This window comes from Micromonospora sp. NPDC093277 (genome assembly GCF_044765245.1).
GTDB lineage: Bacteria > Actinomycetota > Actinomycetes > Mycobacteriales > Micromonosporaceae > Micromonospora.
Genome location: NZ_JBIWJO010000002.1, coordinates 299,908 through 316,457, shown reverse-complemented (window position 1 = coordinate 316,457; position 16,550 = coordinate 299,908). Strand labels below are relative to the sequence as shown.

The window sequence follows — 16,550 nt, the reverse complement described above, 5'->3', positions numbered from 1 at the left end:
GGCCACCGGAAAGGCGACGAACGGGTACGACCCGGCCAGCCCGTCACCGGGGTGGCCAACTGGCCGGTGGCGCCCCGAACCGACCGGTTCCACCCCGCACCGGGTTCGCGGCGCCCATGATCGACGGCCTACACTCGGGCGTCGATCGAGCGACGGATGGATCTGGGGAAGATGACGAGCGGCGGCAGCGTGGCGGCTTCCTGGCTGCGTCCGATCACGGCGGGGAGCCTCCCGCCCTTCACCCGGGCCGGTCAGGTCGGGTACCCGTCGCGGCGGCTGGGTGAGCTGGTGCAGGGGCGGCCGCAGGGCGTCACCGGGCACCAGTGGAGCACCGCCCTCCGGGAGGGCTTCGACCAGGTGGTCTGCGCGGCCGACACGGGCCGTCCGGTCTTCGCAGTGCAGCTCGCCCCGCCGGCGCCCGCCGGTTCCGCCGCCCGCCGTGCCGAACGGATGACCAGCGTGGTCTGCGCCGCCGTCGGCCTGCCGGTGCTACGGGTCGAGTCGTCGGCGCTGCGCGGTGCCGAACAGGCCCGGCGTCTCGTCGAGTACGTCATCGACGCGCGGAGCTACGCCGCCGGCTCGGGACCGGAGAGCGGGGACGCCGTCGGGTTCCGGGAGATCGTCGGCCGGCTGCCCGACGGCCGCAGCGGGCTGGTGAACGACCTCGGGGCGCTGGCTCGGGTCGCCGCCGTCGAGGCGTACGTCGAGCGACGTCTCGCCGACCCGATCGTGCGCGGCCTGCACGTGCAGTGGACGGGCGGCCCGGCCGAGGGGTGGAGCTGGATCGAGGTGCGGCCCGGTCGGTGCCTGGTCGAACGGGTCAACCTCTTCGTGCAGCGGTTCTCCTGCGGGGTGGCCCCGGGCCGGCTCGCCGAGGACCTGGCCGCCGTGGCGCTGGGGGAACGGCTGCGCGACCTCGACGCCGTCGAGCCGTACCTGGTCGACCGGGACGAGCTGCGCGAGCATGTCCGCCGGCTGGCCGCACGGCGCGACGATTTCGACGGCGGCTTCGCCTTCGATCACCTCTGCGAGGACTGAGCCACCGCGTGGCCTGATCGATCGTCCGGGCTGGCGGACGGCGGGTCTGTCCGGGCGATGGCGGCGTGGCTCGCTGCGCCGCGGTGGCAATGGATGCCAACGCTCGTGTCATCGATGAAAATTGTGAACGACGAAAAAGCCAACCGGGGCCCAGCTGATTTCTCAGCGTGACCCCGGCGTGCCCGACGGTGAACCAGGCGGCTCAGCGGTTCTTGTACGCCTCCACCACCGACACGGGGATCCGGCCCCGCTCGGAAATCTCGTAGCCGTTCTTCACGGCCCATTCCCGGATGGCGCGGTTCTGCTCGCGGTCCATTCCGGAGGTCGCCGGGCGGGCCGTCCGGCGCGCCGCGCGTACGCTCTCCACCGGTCCGCGACCGATCCGCCTGCCAGCGGTGATGTACGGGTCCAGGGCCTTGCGCAGAACGCCGGCGTTCTCATCGGAGACATCGATCGTGTACGCCACGCCGTCCAGGCCGAACTCGACGGTCCGATCCGCCTTTCCGCCATCGAGGTCGTCGGTCAGAACGGTGATTACTTTCCTTGCCATCGCCATTGCTCCCTGTGTCGGGCGGGGTGTGGCTAAGAGTTTGACCTATGGTGCGGCAAATTCGCAACAATATCCGCCGGATCGCCATTCGGCGGGTCGGCTAATCCGTAGCCCGGAATGGCGGTTCCCACGCGCGGTGCGCTCCGTGAGGGGCTGGAGGAGTGGCGTGAGTCACAAGGCGGAACAAGGGCAACGCTTTGTTACTTGAGTCTGACACGCTCAACTCAACATGATGGCAGGTGTTCGATGGCAACTCTTCCGGTACTTCCGCTGACCGACGCCGTCCTGCTGCCCGGCATGGTCATCCCGGTGACCCTCGACCCGACCACCCAGGCCGCAGTCGACGCGGCCCGCGCCAGCGGCGACAAGACGCTCCTCGCAGTACCCCGGATCGACGGCGACTACGGCTCCGTCGGCGTGATCGCCACGATCGAGAAGGTGGGCCGGCTGCCCAGCGGCGAGCCCGCCGCCGTGGTCCGCGGCCTGGCCCGGGCCCGGATCGGCTCCGGTGTGCCCGGACCGGGTGCCGCGCTCTGGGTCGAGGCGACCCAACTCGACGAACCCGCCCCGGCCGGCCGCGCCCGGGAACTCGCCCGCGAGTACCGCGCGCTGATGACCTCCGTCCTCCAGCAGCGCGGCGCCTGGCAGGTCATCGACGCCATGGAACGGATGACCGACCTCTCCGAACTGGCCGACGCGGCCGGCTACGCGCCCTGGCTGAGCCTGGCGCAGAAGACCGAACTGCTCGCCGCGCCGGACGTCACCGCCCGGCTGGAGCTGCTGGTCGGCTGGGTGAAGGAGCACCTGGCCGAGCAGGAGGTCACCGAACGGATCAACAGCGATGTCCGCGAGGGGCTGGAGAAGTCCCAGCGGGAGTTCCTGCTCCGCCAGCAGCTCGCCGCGATCCGCAAGGAGCTCGGCGAGGACGAGCCGGAGGGCTCCGCCGACTACCGTTCCCGCGTCGAGTCCGCCGACCTGCCGGAGAAGGTCCGCGAGGCGGCCCTGCACGAGGTCGGCAAGCTGGAGCGGGCCAGCGACGCCTCGCCCGAGGCGGGCTGGATCCGTACCTGGCTCGACACCGTCCTCGAGATGCCGTGGAACACGCGGACCGAGGACAACACCGACCTGGCCGCGGCCCGCGCCGTGCTCGACGCCGACCACGCCGGCCTGGCCGACGTGAAGGACCGCATCCTGGAATACCTGGCGGTGCGCAACCGGCGCGCGGAGCGCAACCTCGGTGTGGTCGGCGGTCGCGGCTCCGGCGCGGTGCTCGCCCTCGCCGGCCCGCCCGGCGTCGGCAAGACCAGCCTCGGCGAGTCCGTCGCCCGGGCGCTGGGCCGCAACTTCGTCCGGGTCTCCCTCGGCGGCGTCCGCGACGAGGCGGAGATCCGCGGCCACCGGCGCACCTACGTCGGCGCGCTGCCCGGCCGGATCGTCCGCGCGCTGCGCGAGGCCGGCTCGATGAACCCGGTCGTGCTCCTCGACGAGGTCGACAAGCTGGCCGTCGGCTACGCCGGCGACCCGGCCGCGGCCCTGCTGGAGGTGCTCGACCCGGCGCAGAACCACACCTTCCGCGACCACTACCTCGAGGTCGACCTCGACCTGTCCGACGTGCTCTTCCTGGCCACCGCCAACGTGGTGGAGACCATCCCCGGCCCGCTGCTGGACCGGATGGAGCTGGTCACCCTGGACGGCTACACCGAGGACGAGAAGGTGGCCATCGCCCGGGACCACCTGCTGCCCCGGCAGCGGGAGCGGGCCGGGCTGACCCCCGACGAGGTGACCGTCGCCGACGGGGCGCTGGCCCGGATCGCGGGGGAGTACACCCGGGAGGCCGGCGTACGGCAGCTCGAACGCGCCCTCGCCAAGATCCTGCGTAAGGTCGCCGTGGCCCTGGCCACCGACCCGGCACCGGTCCGGGTGGACGACGACAACCTGGCCCGCTACCTGGGCCGGCCGAAGTTCACCCCCGAGTCGGCGGAGCGAACGGCGGTGCCGGGCGTGGCCACCGGACTGGCGGTCACCGGTGCCGGCGGCGACGTGCTCTTCATCGAGGCGACCAGCATGGAGGGCGAGCCGGGGCTGACCCTGACCGGCCAGCTCGGCGACGTGATGAAGGAGTCCGCGCACATCGCGTGGTCGTACCTGCGGTCGAACGGGCGGCGGTTCGGGCTGGACCCGAACGCCCTCGCCGGGCGGCGGATCCACCTGCACGTCCCGGCCGGTGCGGTGCCGAAGGACGGTCCGAGTGCCGGCATCACCATGGTGACGGCGCTGGCCTCCCTGGTCACGGGCCGGCCGGTGCGCCCCGAGTTCGGGATGACCGGTGAGGTGACCCTCTCCGGCCGGGTACTGCCCATCGGCGGGGTGAAGCAGAAGCTGCTCGCCGCCCACCGGGCCGGCCTGACCGAGGTGATCATCCCGAAGCGCAACGAGCCGGACCTCGACGACCTGCCCACCGAGGTACGCGAGGCGCTGACCATCCACACCCTCGCCGACGTCGCCGACGTGCTCGCCCTGGCGCTGCGCCCGGCCGACGTCGACGCGGAAGCGCTGGGCGGCCAGCCACTCGCCGCGGCCTGAGCCAGGAGTACGGCCCCCTGTCGACGCCTCGTGCCGAGACAGGGGGCCGTGCTGTTCAGCGGCGGTCGCGAGGGCTGTCGACGCCGTCCCGGTCGAGGCGGACGGTCGCCTTGCGGCCCTTGATGGTGCTGCCGCGCAGCCCGCGGATCACCTCGTCGGCGAGCCCGGACGGGACCTCCACCAGGGAGAACCGGTCGGCGATCTCGATCGAGCCGATGTCCCGCCCGCTGACCCGGGTCTCCCCGGTGATCGCCCCGACCAGATCCTGCGGACGGACCCCGGCGCGCCGGCCCAGGCCGACGAAGACCTGGGTCGTACCGCCGGGGCGGGGACGGGCAGGCCCACGCCGTTCCCGGCCCTCGGGCCCGCGCTGCTCCCGCGGCGGACGAACCGTGACCTGCGGGATCTCTTCCTCCTCGTCGGCCGTGCCGGGGAGGGTCGCCTCATGGGCCAGCCGCACCGCCGCGAGCGCGACCTCCATCAGGTCGAACTCGTCGGTCAGCGACTCGACGATCGCCCGGAACGGCTCCAGGTCGTCCTCGAGCAGCGACTCCCGCAGCGCCGCCTGCGTCAGCTCCAGCCGCCGGGTCCGCAGATCCGCCACCGTGGGGATCTTGTCGACGGCGATCCGCTGGCCGGTGACCCGCTCGATGGTCTTGAGCATCCGGTGCTCGCGCGGCTCGGCGAGGGTGATCGCCACGCCCTCCCGGCCGGCCCGGCCAACCCGGCCGATCCGGTGCACGTACGACTCCGGCGCCGACGGGACGTCGTAGTTGACCACGTGACTGAGCTGCTCGACGTCCAGCCCGCGGGCCGCCACGTCGGTGGCCACCAGCAGGTCGGCCGTGCCCGCCCGCAACCGGCCCATCACCCGGTCCCGCTGTTCCTGGCTCATCCCGCCGTGCAGTGCCTCGGCCCGGTAGCCCCGGCCGTTCATCGTCTCGGTGAGCCGGTCCACCTCCTCCCGGCTGCGGCAGAACACGATGGCCGCCGTCGGCGACTCCACGTCCAGCACCCGGCCCAGCGCGGCCGGCTTGTGCGCCCGCGACACGATGTACGCGCTCTGCCGCACCCGGGGCGCCTCGCCGGCCACCGGCCGCTCGCGTTCGATCTGGATACGCACCGGGTCGGTCAGGTGCTGGCGGGCCAGCCCGTCGATACGCGCCGGCATGGTCGCCGAGAAGAGCACCGTCTGCCGTTCGGCGGGGGCGTGCTCCAGGATCGCCTCGATGTCCTCGGCGAAGCCCATGTCGAGCATCTCGTCGGCCTCGTCCAGCACCACCGTGGCCAGCGAACCCAGCCGCAGGGTGCCCCGGGCAATGTGGTCCAGCGCCCGGCCCGGCGTCGCCACCACCACGTCCACGCCCAGGTCGAGGGCGCGCAACTGCCGGCCGATCGGCTGGCCGCCGTAGATCGGCAGGACCCGGGTGCCGAGGTCCTTGCCATATCGGTGGAACGCCTCGGAGACCTGCACCGCCAGCTCCCGGGTGGGCACCAGCACCAGCGACGCCGGATCCCCGCCCGGGCGGTCTTCGGGCAGCCGCTGCAACAGCGGCAGGGCGAAGGCGGCGGTCTTGCCCGTACCCGTCGCCGCCTGCCCCAGCAGGTCCTGGCCGGCGAGCAGGGGTGGGATCGCCTCCCGCTGGATCGGGGTGGGCTCCTCGTAGCCGAGCGCGGCCAGCGCGCCCAGCAGTTCGGCGCGTAGCCCGAGATCCGCGAAGGCGGTCGCCGCGTCGGCGTCGTCGGGGAAGGTGGGGTCGGTGGGCGTTGGTGCGGAACTCATACGCCAAGCCTTTCATCACCCCCGGCGGGCGGTTGCGGCGACCGGCACAACCGTCAGCCCGGCCACGTTTCAGATGGGTGCGTCACGGCGCACCGACGACGACTAGCCTGGCGGCGTGCGTACGGTCGAACTGCTCTGCTCGCCGGAGCTGGAGGGGACGGTACGGGCGGCCTGGCACCGGCTGGCCGAGGCCGGACTGCCCAGCCTGGCGCGCAACGCCCAGCCCAACAACCGGCCGCACCTGACCCTCGCCTCGGTCGAGGAGTTTCCGCCCGGGGCCGAGCAGCGCCTCGCCGACCTCTGCGCCTCGGCCCTGCCGCTGCCCGCCCGGGTCGACCGGGTGGCGGTGCTCGACGGGAGCGCCCCGCTGGTCTGGCTGGTCCGGCCCGCACCGCAGCTGATCGCCCTGCACGGTGCGGTCTGGGACGTGCTCGCCGAGGCGCCCGGCCCGCGCCCGTGGCACCTGCCGGGGCGCTGGATTCCGCACCTGAGTCTGGCCCTGCGGTTCCGGGACGGCGATCGGCGCAGAGCCCGGGCGGTGGCCGGGCTCGACCGCCCCGCCGGGGAGTTCGTGGCGGCGCGCAGCTACGACAGCGACACCCGCACGGTCAGCGACCTGACCCCCGCGGGCCCCCTCCTGCCCGGTTGACCCGGCCGGCCCGCGCCGTTCGCGGTCGGCGACGCGGTGGCGGGATCGAGTCGACCTCGCCGCCGGGCCGCGCCCCCCGATGACCGGCGGCCCGCCGCACTGTGCGGTCCAGGCCGAACCGTCCCCGTGCCAGCATGATGGCATGACCACGACCGGCACCGACGGCCGCGCGATAGCGGGACTCGCCGCGCTGCTCGCCGACCGCACCCGGGCCAGCTTCTGCCTGGCGCTGCTGGACGGGCGGGCCTGGACGGCGGGGGAGCTGGCCCGGTCCGCCGGGGTGGCGCCCTCCACCGCGAGCGACCACCTCAACCAGTTGGTGCGCGGCGGGCTCCTGGTCGAGGAGCGGCAGGGCCGGCACCGGTACGTCCGCCTGGCCGGCCCGTCGGTCGCCCAGCTCGTCGAGGACCTGGCCGGCCACGCGCCCGCACCGCCGACCCCACCCCGCACGTTGCGCGTCGCGTCGGCCGCCGCTGCCCTGGCGTACGCCCGGACCTGCTACGACCACCTGGCCGGCCGGCTCGGGGTGCTGCTGCACGACGCGCTGCTGGCCCGCGGCGTGCTGGACCGGACGGGCGGGCTGGCGGTCACGCCGGACGGAGTGGCGTGGCTGGCCGGGGTCGGCGTGCCGTTCGAGCCGCTGCGCGCCGGCCGGCGGCCCCTGATCCGTGACTGCCTCGACTGGACCGAGCGCCGCCCGCACCTGGCCGGAGCGCTCGGCGCGGCACTGTGCCAGCGTTTCCTGGACCTTGGCTGGACGGTGCGCGGCACCGGCCGCGCGATCCGTCTCACCCCGGCTGGCCGTCCCGCCCTGGCCACCGCTCTCGGCGTCGCCCCAGCCGACCTGGCTCCGCTCCGTGACACCACCGTCCACCGCGCCTGACGGCCACCGTCCACCGCGCCTGGCCGCCGTTTGATCGACTCCGTGTGCGGCATGTGGTGGTCTCGGACGGTCCCGGTGACCGCTATTTGCGGGAAGTGGAGTGGATCGTGATGCCGGTGGGTGACGCAGCCATGATCGAGTACGTGCCGCATCCCGCTCCCCGTGTCCCCACGAGCATCGAGGTGACGCTCCGTTGATCGACCGCGCTGCCGCGTTCCACGCCCTGCACCGGCCGGGCCAGCCGTTGCTGCTGCCCAACGCCTGGGACCACGCCTCCGCCGCCGCCCTCGCGGCCCAGGGGTACCCGGCGATCGGCACCACCAGCCTCGGGGTCGCCGCGGCCGCCGGCAAGCCGGACGGAACCGGCGCCACCCGGGCCGAGAATCTCGACCTCGCCCGGCGGCTCCGCGACCTGCCCGTCCTGCTCACGGTCGACGTCGAGGGCGGCTTCAGCGACGACCCGGCGGCGGTGGCCGACTACGTCACCGAGCTGGCCGGGCTCGGCGTGGTGGGGGTGAACCTGGAGGACGGTCGCCCGGACGGCACTCTCGCCCCACCGGAGCTGGTCGTCGCCAAGATCGCCGCGGTGAGGGACGCCGTGCCGGGATTGTTCGTCAACGCCCGCACCGACGCCTGGTGGCTCGGGCTGCCCGAGCCGCTGGCGGAGGCCCTGTTCCGGGCCCGGGCGTACCGGGAGGCGGGGGCCGACGGCCTGTTCGTTCCCGGTGCGCCGGACGACACCGTCGCGCTGCTGGCCGCCGAGGCCGGCCGGCCGTTGAACGTGTTGCACCGTCCGGGCGGGCCGGGCCTGGCCGAGCTGGGCCGGCTCGGGGTGGCGCGGGTCAGCACCGGCTCGCTGCTGTTCCGGGCCGCACTCGGCGCGGCACTGGAGGTCGCGGACACGGTCCGGGCCGGAGCGGCCGGCGCGGACCGTGCCGGAGCGGGCCCCGACCTGCCCTCGTACGGGTGGGTGCAGGAGTTGACCGGGCGATTCGGGAACGGTCGCTCCGGATGAGGCTGCCTGTCTCCCTTTGTGGGTAGATAGGAGAATCGTTCGGAGAATTACCGATCCTGGCGAATACGGTGTGTCCAGGTTCCAGCCACACCGTGTCCTGCCTGGAGAGGGGACCCGAACATGCGAGTGCCCATCGGAAGCCCTGGCCCGCCCTCCGGGCCCGCCATCGCCTCCACCGCTCCCAGCCGCCGACTGCCCTCGGCCACGGCCCGCCGCCCGGACCCCGTGGCACCCGACCTGGCCGCCTACCGGGTGGCGGTGGCCGAGCTGATGGTCGAGGTCGGTGCCCTCGCGGACGCCCCGTCGACCACCGCCCGCCAGGTGTTGCTCGACCAGCGGCTGCGCGAGCCGGCCATCGCCGCCGTCCTCGACGCCACCCCGCAGGGGCTCGTCGGTGCCCGGGAGACCCTGCTGCTGGAGTTGGCCCGCCACCAATCCGACGCCCGCCGCTCGGCACCCGACCTCACCGCGCTGGTCCGGATCTACCTGCTCTCCCGTATCGACGCGATGTGGTGGCGGGACACCCCGGCCTTCCTCACCGACCAGCAGGTCGACAGCAGTATCGACCTGGTCGACCTGGAGTGGCTGCGCCGGCGCGGCCTGCTCGCCTTCCGCTACCAGGAGCAACCCGCGACCCTCGTCGGCCGCGGGCTACGAGCGGTCCGGCGGCGGCTGCTGCCGAGCGTGACCCCGCGCACCGCCGGGCTGAGGTTCCGCCGGACCCGGCGCGAGATGGTGGCGCTGCTCAACGACATCGGTCGGGAGTTCGCCCTGGCCACCCCGCCGGCCAGCCCGCCGCTCTGGGTGACCAGCCTGGCGCGCAGCGCCGAGCACCAGCACCGGCTGCGCCGCCTCGGGTACGCGGCCCTGGTGCCCAGTGGTCACTGCCTCGGCTGGGCGGCCGACCTGGAAATGACCTGGTTCCGCCGCTTCGGCGCCCGCGACGCCCTGGCCGAGCTGCTGCTGGCCCGGCAGGAGGCCGGTGAGGTCAACGTCGTCGACGAGGGGCAGTACTGGCACGTCTGCCTCGCGCCCGCCGCCCGTCGCCGGTTCCGCCGGGCGTACGAGGCCGAGATGGGGGTGTGAGGGTCCGGCACGCTTGACTCTGACACCGTGTCAGGGGCGAGCGTGAGGGGACCATGTTCACCATCGGAGAATTCGCCGCACTCGGCCGGGTGTCGGTCCGGATGCTGCGGCACTACGACGGCATCGGGCTGCTCCGCCCGGCCGTCGTCGACCCGCACACCGGTTACCGCTATTACCGGGCGGCGCAGTTGGGCCGGCTCAACCGGGTGGTCGCCCTGAAGGACCTGGGGCTCACCCTGGGCCAGGTCCGGACCGTCCTCGACGACGAGGTCGATGTCGCCGAGCTGCGCGGGATGCTGCGGTTGCGCCAAGCCCAACTCGCGGCGCAGGTCGCCGCCGACACCGCCCGGCTGGCCAGGATCGAGGCGAGGCTCCGGATGCTCGAGACGGAGGGTCAGATGACCACCAAGGACGTCGTACTGAAGGAAATCCCGCCGGTGCGGATCGCGGAGCTGACGGCCGTCGCCGCCAGCTACGAGCCGACGGACATCGGTCCGGTGATTCAACCGCTCTATCCGGAGCTGTTCCGCCGGCTCGACGAGGCGCACGTCCGCCCGACCGGCCCGACCATTGCCTGGTACGAGCCGGAGGGCGAGGGGGAGGCGGTCGTCGTGCACGCCGGGGCGACCGTTGGCGTGGACCTGGCGGCCGCCCGGGACTTCGCCGTCATCGACCTGCCGGCGATCCCCACCGCCGCGGCGCTCGTGCATCACGGTTCGATGGACGAGGTCGAGGCCACCATGCAGGTGCTCGCCCGTTGGATCGAGGAGAACGGCTGGCGAGCCGAGGGATACGCCCGCGAGGTCTACCTCGAATACTGCCAGAACGAGCCGGAGAAGGGCGTGACGGAACTCCAGATCCCGATCTCCCGCCGCTGACGCCGGGAGCGGTCGGCGGCGAGGCTGAGCGGCGTCGGGGCGAGATGCCGGGAACGTGAGGTCCGATCGGCGCCAGCACCGGCCACGGACGCGGACCAGGCTGGGCGGGTGCGTCATCGGCGAGCTGTTCGCCGACCCCGCGGTCGACCGCCTGCACAGCCGCAACGTGGTGTACGGCTGCTTCAGGTTCGCTGTCGGGCGTGCGGGCGGCCGGTGAGCGGGGCGTGACCGGCCGTCGCCCGGGTATCAGCCGGGCATGGCCGGACTGGACGCGCTCGTGGTGGGGCAGGTGTGCCGGGACCTCGTCCTGCTGGTGGACGAGGTGCCCGGCCCATCCGGCACGGCACCGGTACGCCGCCGGCGGGAACTGCTCGGCGGCAAGGGGGCCAACCAGGCCGTCGGCCTCGCCCAGCTCGGCGTCCGGGTCGGGTTGCTCGGCGTGGTCGGGGAGGACGAGGTCGGCGACCGGTTACTGGGCCAGGCCCGCAGCGACGGGATCGACGTAGCCCCCGTGCTGCGCCGGGCCGGCACCCCCAGCGCGTTGATCGTCGACGTGGTGGATGCCCAGGCCCGGTGGCGCTACCTGGAGGACATCCCCGAGGCGACCCTGCTGACCGAGGCGGACGTGACCGGAGCGGCCGAGGCGCTGAGCGCCGCCCGGGCCGTACTCGTGCAGCTCCAGCAGCCGCTTCCGGCGGCGCTCGCGGCGGCCCGGTGTGCCCGCACGACCGGTCGGCTGGTGGTGCTGGACGGCGCGCCGGATCCGGCCGGCGGGCTGGAGCTGCTCGCCCTGGCCGACGTGCTGCGCGCCGACGCGCGGGAGGTGGGTCTGCTCGTGGGTGATCCGCCGACGGACGCCGTGTCGGGCCTGCGGGCGGGCCGGGAACTGCTCAAGCGAGGGCCGTCGCTGGCCGCGGTCGAGGTGGCGGGGGTGGGGAACGCCTTCGTCTGGCCGGACGGCGAGGTCTTCGTGCCGCTCAGCGACACGCCCACCGTGGACACCACCGGCGCCGGGGACGCCTTCGTCGCCGCGCTCACCGTCGGCCTGCTCCGCGGCGACCCGTACGAGCATGTCGCCCGGTACGCGGTCGCCGCGGCCGGCGCGACCGTCGGCCAACCCGGCGGGCGACCCGCCCTCACCCCCGAGGCGATCGACGCGCAACTGGCCCGCCTGGCCGCCCGCTGATCCTGGACGTGCCAGGCTCGCGCTGTCCGGACCGCGACAAGGACGGTCAGCATCGACGGGCAGTGCGCGCCGTACGCTGGGTGACCGTGGACCGCGGGATCTTTGGTCGGCCGTTGCGCAGCGTCGGCTTCGACGTCGCCGTCTCCGGACTGGTGGTGCTCTTCGCCGTCGTCGCGGTCGTGGCCCAGCCCGGTGGCTGGAAGGCGACCCTGGTCGGGATCGGGATGGCACTCGCCCTGCTGTTCCGGCGTACCCGGCCGACGGTGGTCGCGGCGGTGGTGGCCGTGCTGGCGCTCGTCCAGGTGCTCGCCGGCTGGGGTCCGCTCGGCTACGACATCGCCGTGCTGATCGCCCTCTACAGCGTGGTCAAGTACGCCGACCGGCTCCGCGACGGGGTGATCGCCGGGCTGGTCGCCGCGGTCGGCGTGGTGCTGGCCGCGCTCCAGGTGCCCGGACCCGCGGCCTGGTGGGCCAGCGCGATCTACTTCGGGCTGATCACCGGCGCGGTGTGGCTGGTGGGGCTGAACGTGCGGACCCGCCGGCTCTACGTGCTGAGCCTGGAGGAGCGGGCGACCACCCTCGAACGCGAGCGGGAGGCGGAGGCGCGGGCGGCGGTGGCCGAGGAGCGGACCCGGATCGCCCGGGAGCTGCACGACGTGGTCGCACACAGCATGGCGGTGATGATCGTGCAGGCCGACGGGGTCCGGTTCACCATCGACCGCGATCCGGCCATTGCTCGCGAGGCGGCCAAGGTGGTGGCGGACACCGGCCGGCAGGCGCTGGAGGAGATGCGCCGGCTGGTGGGCGTACTGCGGGAGCCGAGCCGGCCGGAACCGGTGGCCCCGCCGGCCGCGGTGGCCGGGCCCGAGGGCGGCCTCTCCGGCGAGCCGGCGCACCGCCGGCCGGCTTTGGTGGAGCTGCCCGCCCTGCTGGACCGCTTCCGCGCCGCCGGCCTGCGGGTCGGCTACGCCACCACGGGCGACCCGGTGCCCCTGCCGCCGGGCCTGGAGTTGACCGTCTACCGCGTGGTACAGGAGTCGCTGACCAACGCGCTCAAGCACGCCGGGGTGGGCGCGTCGGTCGAGCTGAGCCTGGACTGGTCCGCGACCACTGTCGTGGTCCGGGCCGTGGACGACGGGCGCGGTCGTCCGGTGGTCCGGCCGGCGCCGTCCGGCGGGCACGGCCTGGTCGGCATGCGCGAGCGGGTCGGGGTGTACGACGGCAGCCTCTCCGCCGGTCCCACGCTGGCCGGGGGCTGGCGGGTCGAGGCGCGGCTACCGCTACCGTCGGTGCCGGACACCGAGCGGCAGGAGGCGGCGTGACGGTCCGCGTGGTGATTGTCGACGATCAGGCGCTGGTCCGCGCCGGGTTCCGCATGGTGCTGGACTCCCAGCCGGACCTGGCGGTGGTCGGCGAGGCGATCGACGGTGCCGACGCGCTGCGGGTGCTCGACCGGGTCGACGCCGACGTGGTGGTGATGGATCTGCGGATGCCGACCATGGACGGGGTGGAGGCGACCCGGCGGATCTGCGCGGGACCGCCCGCCGGGCGTCCCCGGGTGCTGGTGCTCACCACCTTCGACACCGAGGCGGACGCGTTCGCGGCGCTCCAGGCGGGGGCCAGCGGGTTCCTGCTCAAGAACGTCCCGCCGGAGGAACTGCTCGCCGCGATCCGGGTGGTCGCCGAGGGCGACTCGGTGGTGGCGCCGTCGATCACCCGGCGGCTGCTGGACCGGTTCGCCGGCCAGTTCGGTCCCGGCCCCACCGAGGACCCCCGACTGGCTCAGCTCACCGAGCGGGAGCGGGAGGTGCTGCTGCTCGTCGCGCGGGGACTGTCCAACGCGGAGATCGCCGCCCGGGTGCACGTCGCGGAGGCGACCGTGAAGACGCATGTCGGCCGGATCCTGGCGAAGCTCCAACTCCGCGACCGGGTGCAGGCGGTGGTGCTGGCGTACGAGAGCGGCCTGATCACCCCGGGCGGCTGAGCCGGCGTACGACCTGGGTCGTACGGGTCGACCCGGTCGGGGGCGACCCGGGGCGTACCGAGGTCGAGCGCGCAGGTGGAGCTCGATCACGGGATGCCGCCCATAGCGTCGGAGACGTCCGCTGAACGTCTCGAGACGGGGAGCACCACGTGTCCGTCGCACCCACCGCGAGCGCCGCCACCGGCGTCGCCGTGTCCACCCGTGCCCTGCGCAAGGAGTACGGCTCCGGGCAGTCCCGGGTCGTCGCCCTCGACGGGATCGACCTCGACCTGACCGCCGGCCGGTTCACCGCCGTCATGGGTCCGTCCGGTTCCGGCAGGTCGACCCTCCTGCACTGCCTCGCCGGACTGGACCGGCCCCCCGCCGGCACGGTGGGGCGGTGACCGGGATGCTGCGCCTGACCCTGCGCCAGGTTCGTGCCGACGGGCTGCGCCTGCTGCTCTCCAGCGTGGCCGTCGTGCTCGGCGTCGCCTTCGTCGCCGGCACCCTGATCTTCACCGACAGTATGCGCGCCGGGGCGTACGCGCGGGCCGGCGCCTTCGACCGGCACACCGACCTGGCGGCGTACGCCGGGAAGGAACCGCTGCCGCCCGCGCTGATCGAGCGGGTCCGGGCGGTCGACGGGGTGGCCGCCGCGGCCGGGGAGCTGATCGGTTCCGCCGGGGTGGTCGGCTCCGACGGCCGGCCGGTGCTCGGCTACGCCGTGCTGGCCGCCATCCCCACCGACCCGGCCCTGCAGTCGTACGACGTGGTGAGCGGGCGCCTGCCGGAGCGTCCGGGTGAGGTGGTGCTCGACGCGCCCACCGTCACCGAGCAGGGCTTCGTCCTCGGCGCGCCGGTGCGGGTCGGTGGGTCCGCGGGGCCGGCCCGGCCGTACACCCTGGTCGGCACGGTCGACGTGGCCGGCACGTCCCGGGACGTCGGCGGCCCGTTCGTCGGGCTGGTCGGCGCGGAGGCCCTGGTCGTCGGCGGCGAGCCCGGGTACGGCCGGATCATGGTGGCGGCCCGGCCCGGCGTAGACCGGGAGGCGCTGGCCGAGCGGGTCCGCGCCGCGGTCGGCCCCGACGTGGCCGTGAAGGACCGGCAGGTGATCCTCGACGAGGCCGTCACCGACGCGGTACGCGACCGGCAGCAGTTCGGCCTGTTCCTGCTGACCTTCGCCGCCGTCGCGGTGGTGGTGGCGGGCTTCGTGATCGCGAACACCTTCGCCATCGTCCTCGCCCAGCGGACCCGGCGGACGGCGCTGCTACGGCTGGTCGGTGCGACCCGGGGACAGGTGTTCCGGGCCACCCTGGGTGAGGCGGCGCTGACCGGCCTGGTCGCCTCGGCGGTGGGCGTGCTGGCCGGGGTGGGCCTGGCCATGGGCCTCGGCGCACTGATGTCCAGGATGGACGCGCCGGTCACCGGCACCCTCGCCGTGACCGCCCGTACGGTGCTGGTCTGCCTCGGCCTGGGCACGCTGTTGACGGTGCTGTCCGCCGCGGTGCCGGTGTGGCAGGGCACCCGGGTCGCGCCGGTGGCCGCGCTGACCGACGCCGCCGTGCGGCCCGCGCAGCGGGCCGGCCGGGTACGCCTCGCGGCCGGCGGGCTGATCCTCACCGGCGGAGTGGCGGCGTTGTTCGGCGCGGGCGCCGCCGGCCAGTTGCCGCTGGTCGCCGCCGGTGGGGTGCTGGCCTTCCTGGGCATCGTGCTGTTCGGCCCGCTGCTGGTGCCGGCGCTGGTCCGGGTGCTCGGCTGGCCGGCCCGCCGGCTGCTCGGCGCCACCGCCGGCCTGGCCGTGGCGAATGCCGTGCGCAATCCGCGCCGGGTCGCCGCCACCGCCACCGCGTTGGTGATCGGGATCGGCCTGGTGTCCGCGTTCGTGGTCGGCGCCGGCAGCGCCAAGGCCGGCATCGAGCGCGCGGTGGACCGGCAGATCGGGGTGGATTTCCTGGTCACCGGGATCGGCGGGGACCTGCCGGCGCCGCTGGCCGGGGAACTGGCCGCCCGGCCCGAGCTGGGGATCGTGCACGAGCAGCGTAGCCACGCGGTCGGCGGGGTCGAGCTGCGGGCCGCCGACCCGGCGCTGGTCCGCCGGACCCTGTCGGGGGTGGACGCGGGCGACCCGGCCGGGCTGGGGCCGGGAACGGTGCTGGTGCACCGCGAGCTGGCCGCCGCCCGAGGGTGGCGGGTCGGCGAGACGATCACGCTCGCCGGCCGGTCGTTCCGGGTGGCGGCGGTGGTGGCCGCCGAGGGCCCGGCCCTCGCGGGCGGCCCGGTGCCCGCCGGGTACGTGGTTGACGTCGTCGACGCCGACTTCGCCCGCCTCTTCCCGACCGAGCGGGGCTACCTGGCCGAGGTGGATCCGGCGGAGGGGGTCGCCCCGGACACCGCCCGGGCCGCCATCGAGTCGGTGCTCGCCGGATACCCGACGGTCAACCTGCTGGACCAGGCCGCGTACAAGAAGATGCTCACTGGCACCGTGGACATGGTGCTGGCGTTCGTCACCGCGCTGCTCGGCCTGGCTGTGGTGATCGCTCTGGTGGGTGTGGCGAACACGCTCAGCCTGTCGGTGGTGGAACGCGCCCGGGAGAACGCCGTGCTGCGGGCGGTGGGGCTCACCCGCGGCGGGATGCGGACGGTGCTCGCGGTCGAGGCGGTGCTCACCGCGCTGGTCGGCACCCTGCTCGGCCTCGCCCTGGGCATCGGGGTGGGTGCCGGCGCGATGGCGGTCGTGGCCCGGATCGGCGGTGACTTCACCCTGGTCATGCCGTGGGGGCGGCTCGGTCTCGTGGTCGCGGTGGCGGTGCTGGCCGCGCTGGCCGCCAGCGTCCTCCCGGCCCGGCGGGCGCTGTCCCGGCCGGTGGTGGTGGCGCTCGGCGCCGAGTGAGCGGTCCTGCCGGGGGCCGGACGGATCGGAGCGGAATCAGCGGCGC

13 protein-coding genes and 1 pseudogene are annotated in these 16,550 nt (G+C 74.4%); 12 read left to right on the top strand and 2 right to left on the bottom strand.

Features of this window, described 5'->3' with window-relative positions; translation table 11 throughout:
• Window positions 1-156 precede the first annotated feature (156 nt).
• A complete protein-coding gene (locus ACIRG9_RS06045) occupies window positions 157-1,038 on the top strand; it encodes a hypothetical protein (RefSeq protein ID WP_402850877.1) in 882 nt (293 codons plus the stop codon).
• A gap of 202 nt (window positions 1,039-1,240) precedes the next feature.
• Here the strand turns inward: ACIRG9_RS06045 and ACIRG9_RS06040 are convergent, their stop codons facing one another.
• A complete protein-coding gene (locus tag ACIRG9_RS06040; RefSeq protein WP_402850874.1) occupies window positions 1,241-1,588 on the bottom strand; it encodes an Lsr2 family protein in 348 nt (115 codons plus the stop codon).
• Between the two features lie 246 nt (window positions 1,589-1,834).
• Here ACIRG9_RS06040 and lon point away from each other — a divergent pair, with 246 nt between their 5' ends.
• Entirely contained in the window at window positions 1,835-4,171 is a 2,337-nt protein-coding gene (gene lon, locus ACIRG9_RS06035; protein WP_402850872.1) for an endopeptidase La, read from the top strand.
• A gap of 55 nt (window positions 4,172-4,226) precedes the next feature.
• Here the strand turns inward: lon and ACIRG9_RS06030 are convergent, their stop codons facing one another.
• Window positions 4,227-5,954 (bottom strand): DEAD/DEAH box helicase, encoded by a 1,728-nt coding sequence (locus ACIRG9_RS06030; protein WP_402850869.1) that lies wholly within the window; start codon window positions 5,952-5,954, stop codon window positions 4,227-4,229.
• A 115-nt stretch (window positions 5,955-6,069) separates the two neighbouring features.
• Here ACIRG9_RS06030 and ACIRG9_RS06025 point away from each other — a divergent pair, with 115 nt between their 5' ends.
• The 10 genes and pseudogenes from ACIRG9_RS06025 (at window position 6,070) to ACIRG9_RS05980 (ending at window position 16,504) form a co-directional block, all read left to right on the top strand.
• Entirely contained in the window at window positions 6,070-6,603 is a 534-nt protein-coding gene (locus ACIRG9_RS06025; protein ID WP_402850866.1) for a 2'-5' RNA ligase family protein, read from the top strand.
• A 142-nt stretch (window positions 6,604-6,745) separates the two neighbouring features.
• The gene (locus ACIRG9_RS06020) at window positions 6,746-7,486 is read left to right on the top strand and encodes an ArsR/SmtB family transcription factor (RefSeq protein WP_402850863.1); all 741 of its coding nucleotides are present in this window, start codon (window positions 6,746-6,748) and stop codon (window positions 7,484-7,486) included.
• A 193-nt stretch (window positions 7,487-7,679) separates the two neighbouring features.
• A complete protein-coding gene (locus ACIRG9_RS06015) occupies window positions 7,680-8,501 on the top strand; it encodes an isocitrate lyase/phosphoenolpyruvate mutase family protein (RefSeq protein WP_402850860.1) in 822 nt (273 codons plus the stop codon).
• A 120-nt stretch (window positions 8,502-8,621) separates the two neighbouring features.
• On the top strand, window positions 8,622-9,587 hold the full coding sequence (locus ACIRG9_RS06010) for a hypothetical protein (protein ID WP_402850857.1): 966 nt from the start codon (window positions 8,622-8,624) through the stop codon (window positions 9,585-9,587).
• A gap of 53 nt (window positions 9,588-9,640) precedes the next feature.
• On the top strand, window positions 9,641-10,465 hold the full coding sequence (locus tag ACIRG9_RS06005; protein WP_402850855.1) for a MerR family transcriptional regulator: 825 nt from the start codon (window positions 9,641-9,643) through the stop codon (window positions 10,463-10,465).
• Between the two features lie 256 nt (window positions 10,466-10,721).
• Entirely contained in the window at window positions 10,722-11,651 is a 930-nt protein-coding gene (locus tag ACIRG9_RS06000; protein ID WP_402850852.1) for a PfkB family carbohydrate kinase, read from the top strand.
• An 80-nt stretch (window positions 11,652-11,731) separates the two neighbouring features.
• A complete protein-coding gene (locus ACIRG9_RS05995) occupies window positions 11,732-12,973 on the top strand; it encodes a sensor histidine kinase (RefSeq protein WP_402850849.1) in 1,242 nt (413 codons plus the stop codon).
• Window positions 12,970-13,635 carry a response regulator gene (locus ACIRG9_RS05990; RefSeq protein WP_402850846.1) on the top strand — a complete coding sequence of 222 codons (666 nt, stop codon included), beginning with the start codon at window positions 12,970-12,972 and terminating at the stop codon, window positions 13,633-13,635. Before ACIRG9_RS05995 ends, ACIRG9_RS05990 begins: the two co-directional genes overlap by 4 nt.
• 149 nt (window positions 13,636-13,784) lie before the next feature.
• A pseudogene (locus ACIRG9_RS05985) lies at window positions 13,785-14,009 on the top strand (ATP-binding cassette domain-containing protein); the annotation flags it as partial.
• Window positions 14,010-14,023: 14 nt separating this feature from the next.
• The gene (locus ACIRG9_RS05980; protein ID WP_402851867.1) at window positions 14,024-16,504 is read left to right on the top strand and encodes an ABC transporter permease; all 2,481 of its coding nucleotides are present in this window, start codon (window positions 14,024-14,026) and stop codon (window positions 16,502-16,504) included.
• Window positions 16,505-16,550: the final 46 nt, after the last annotated feature.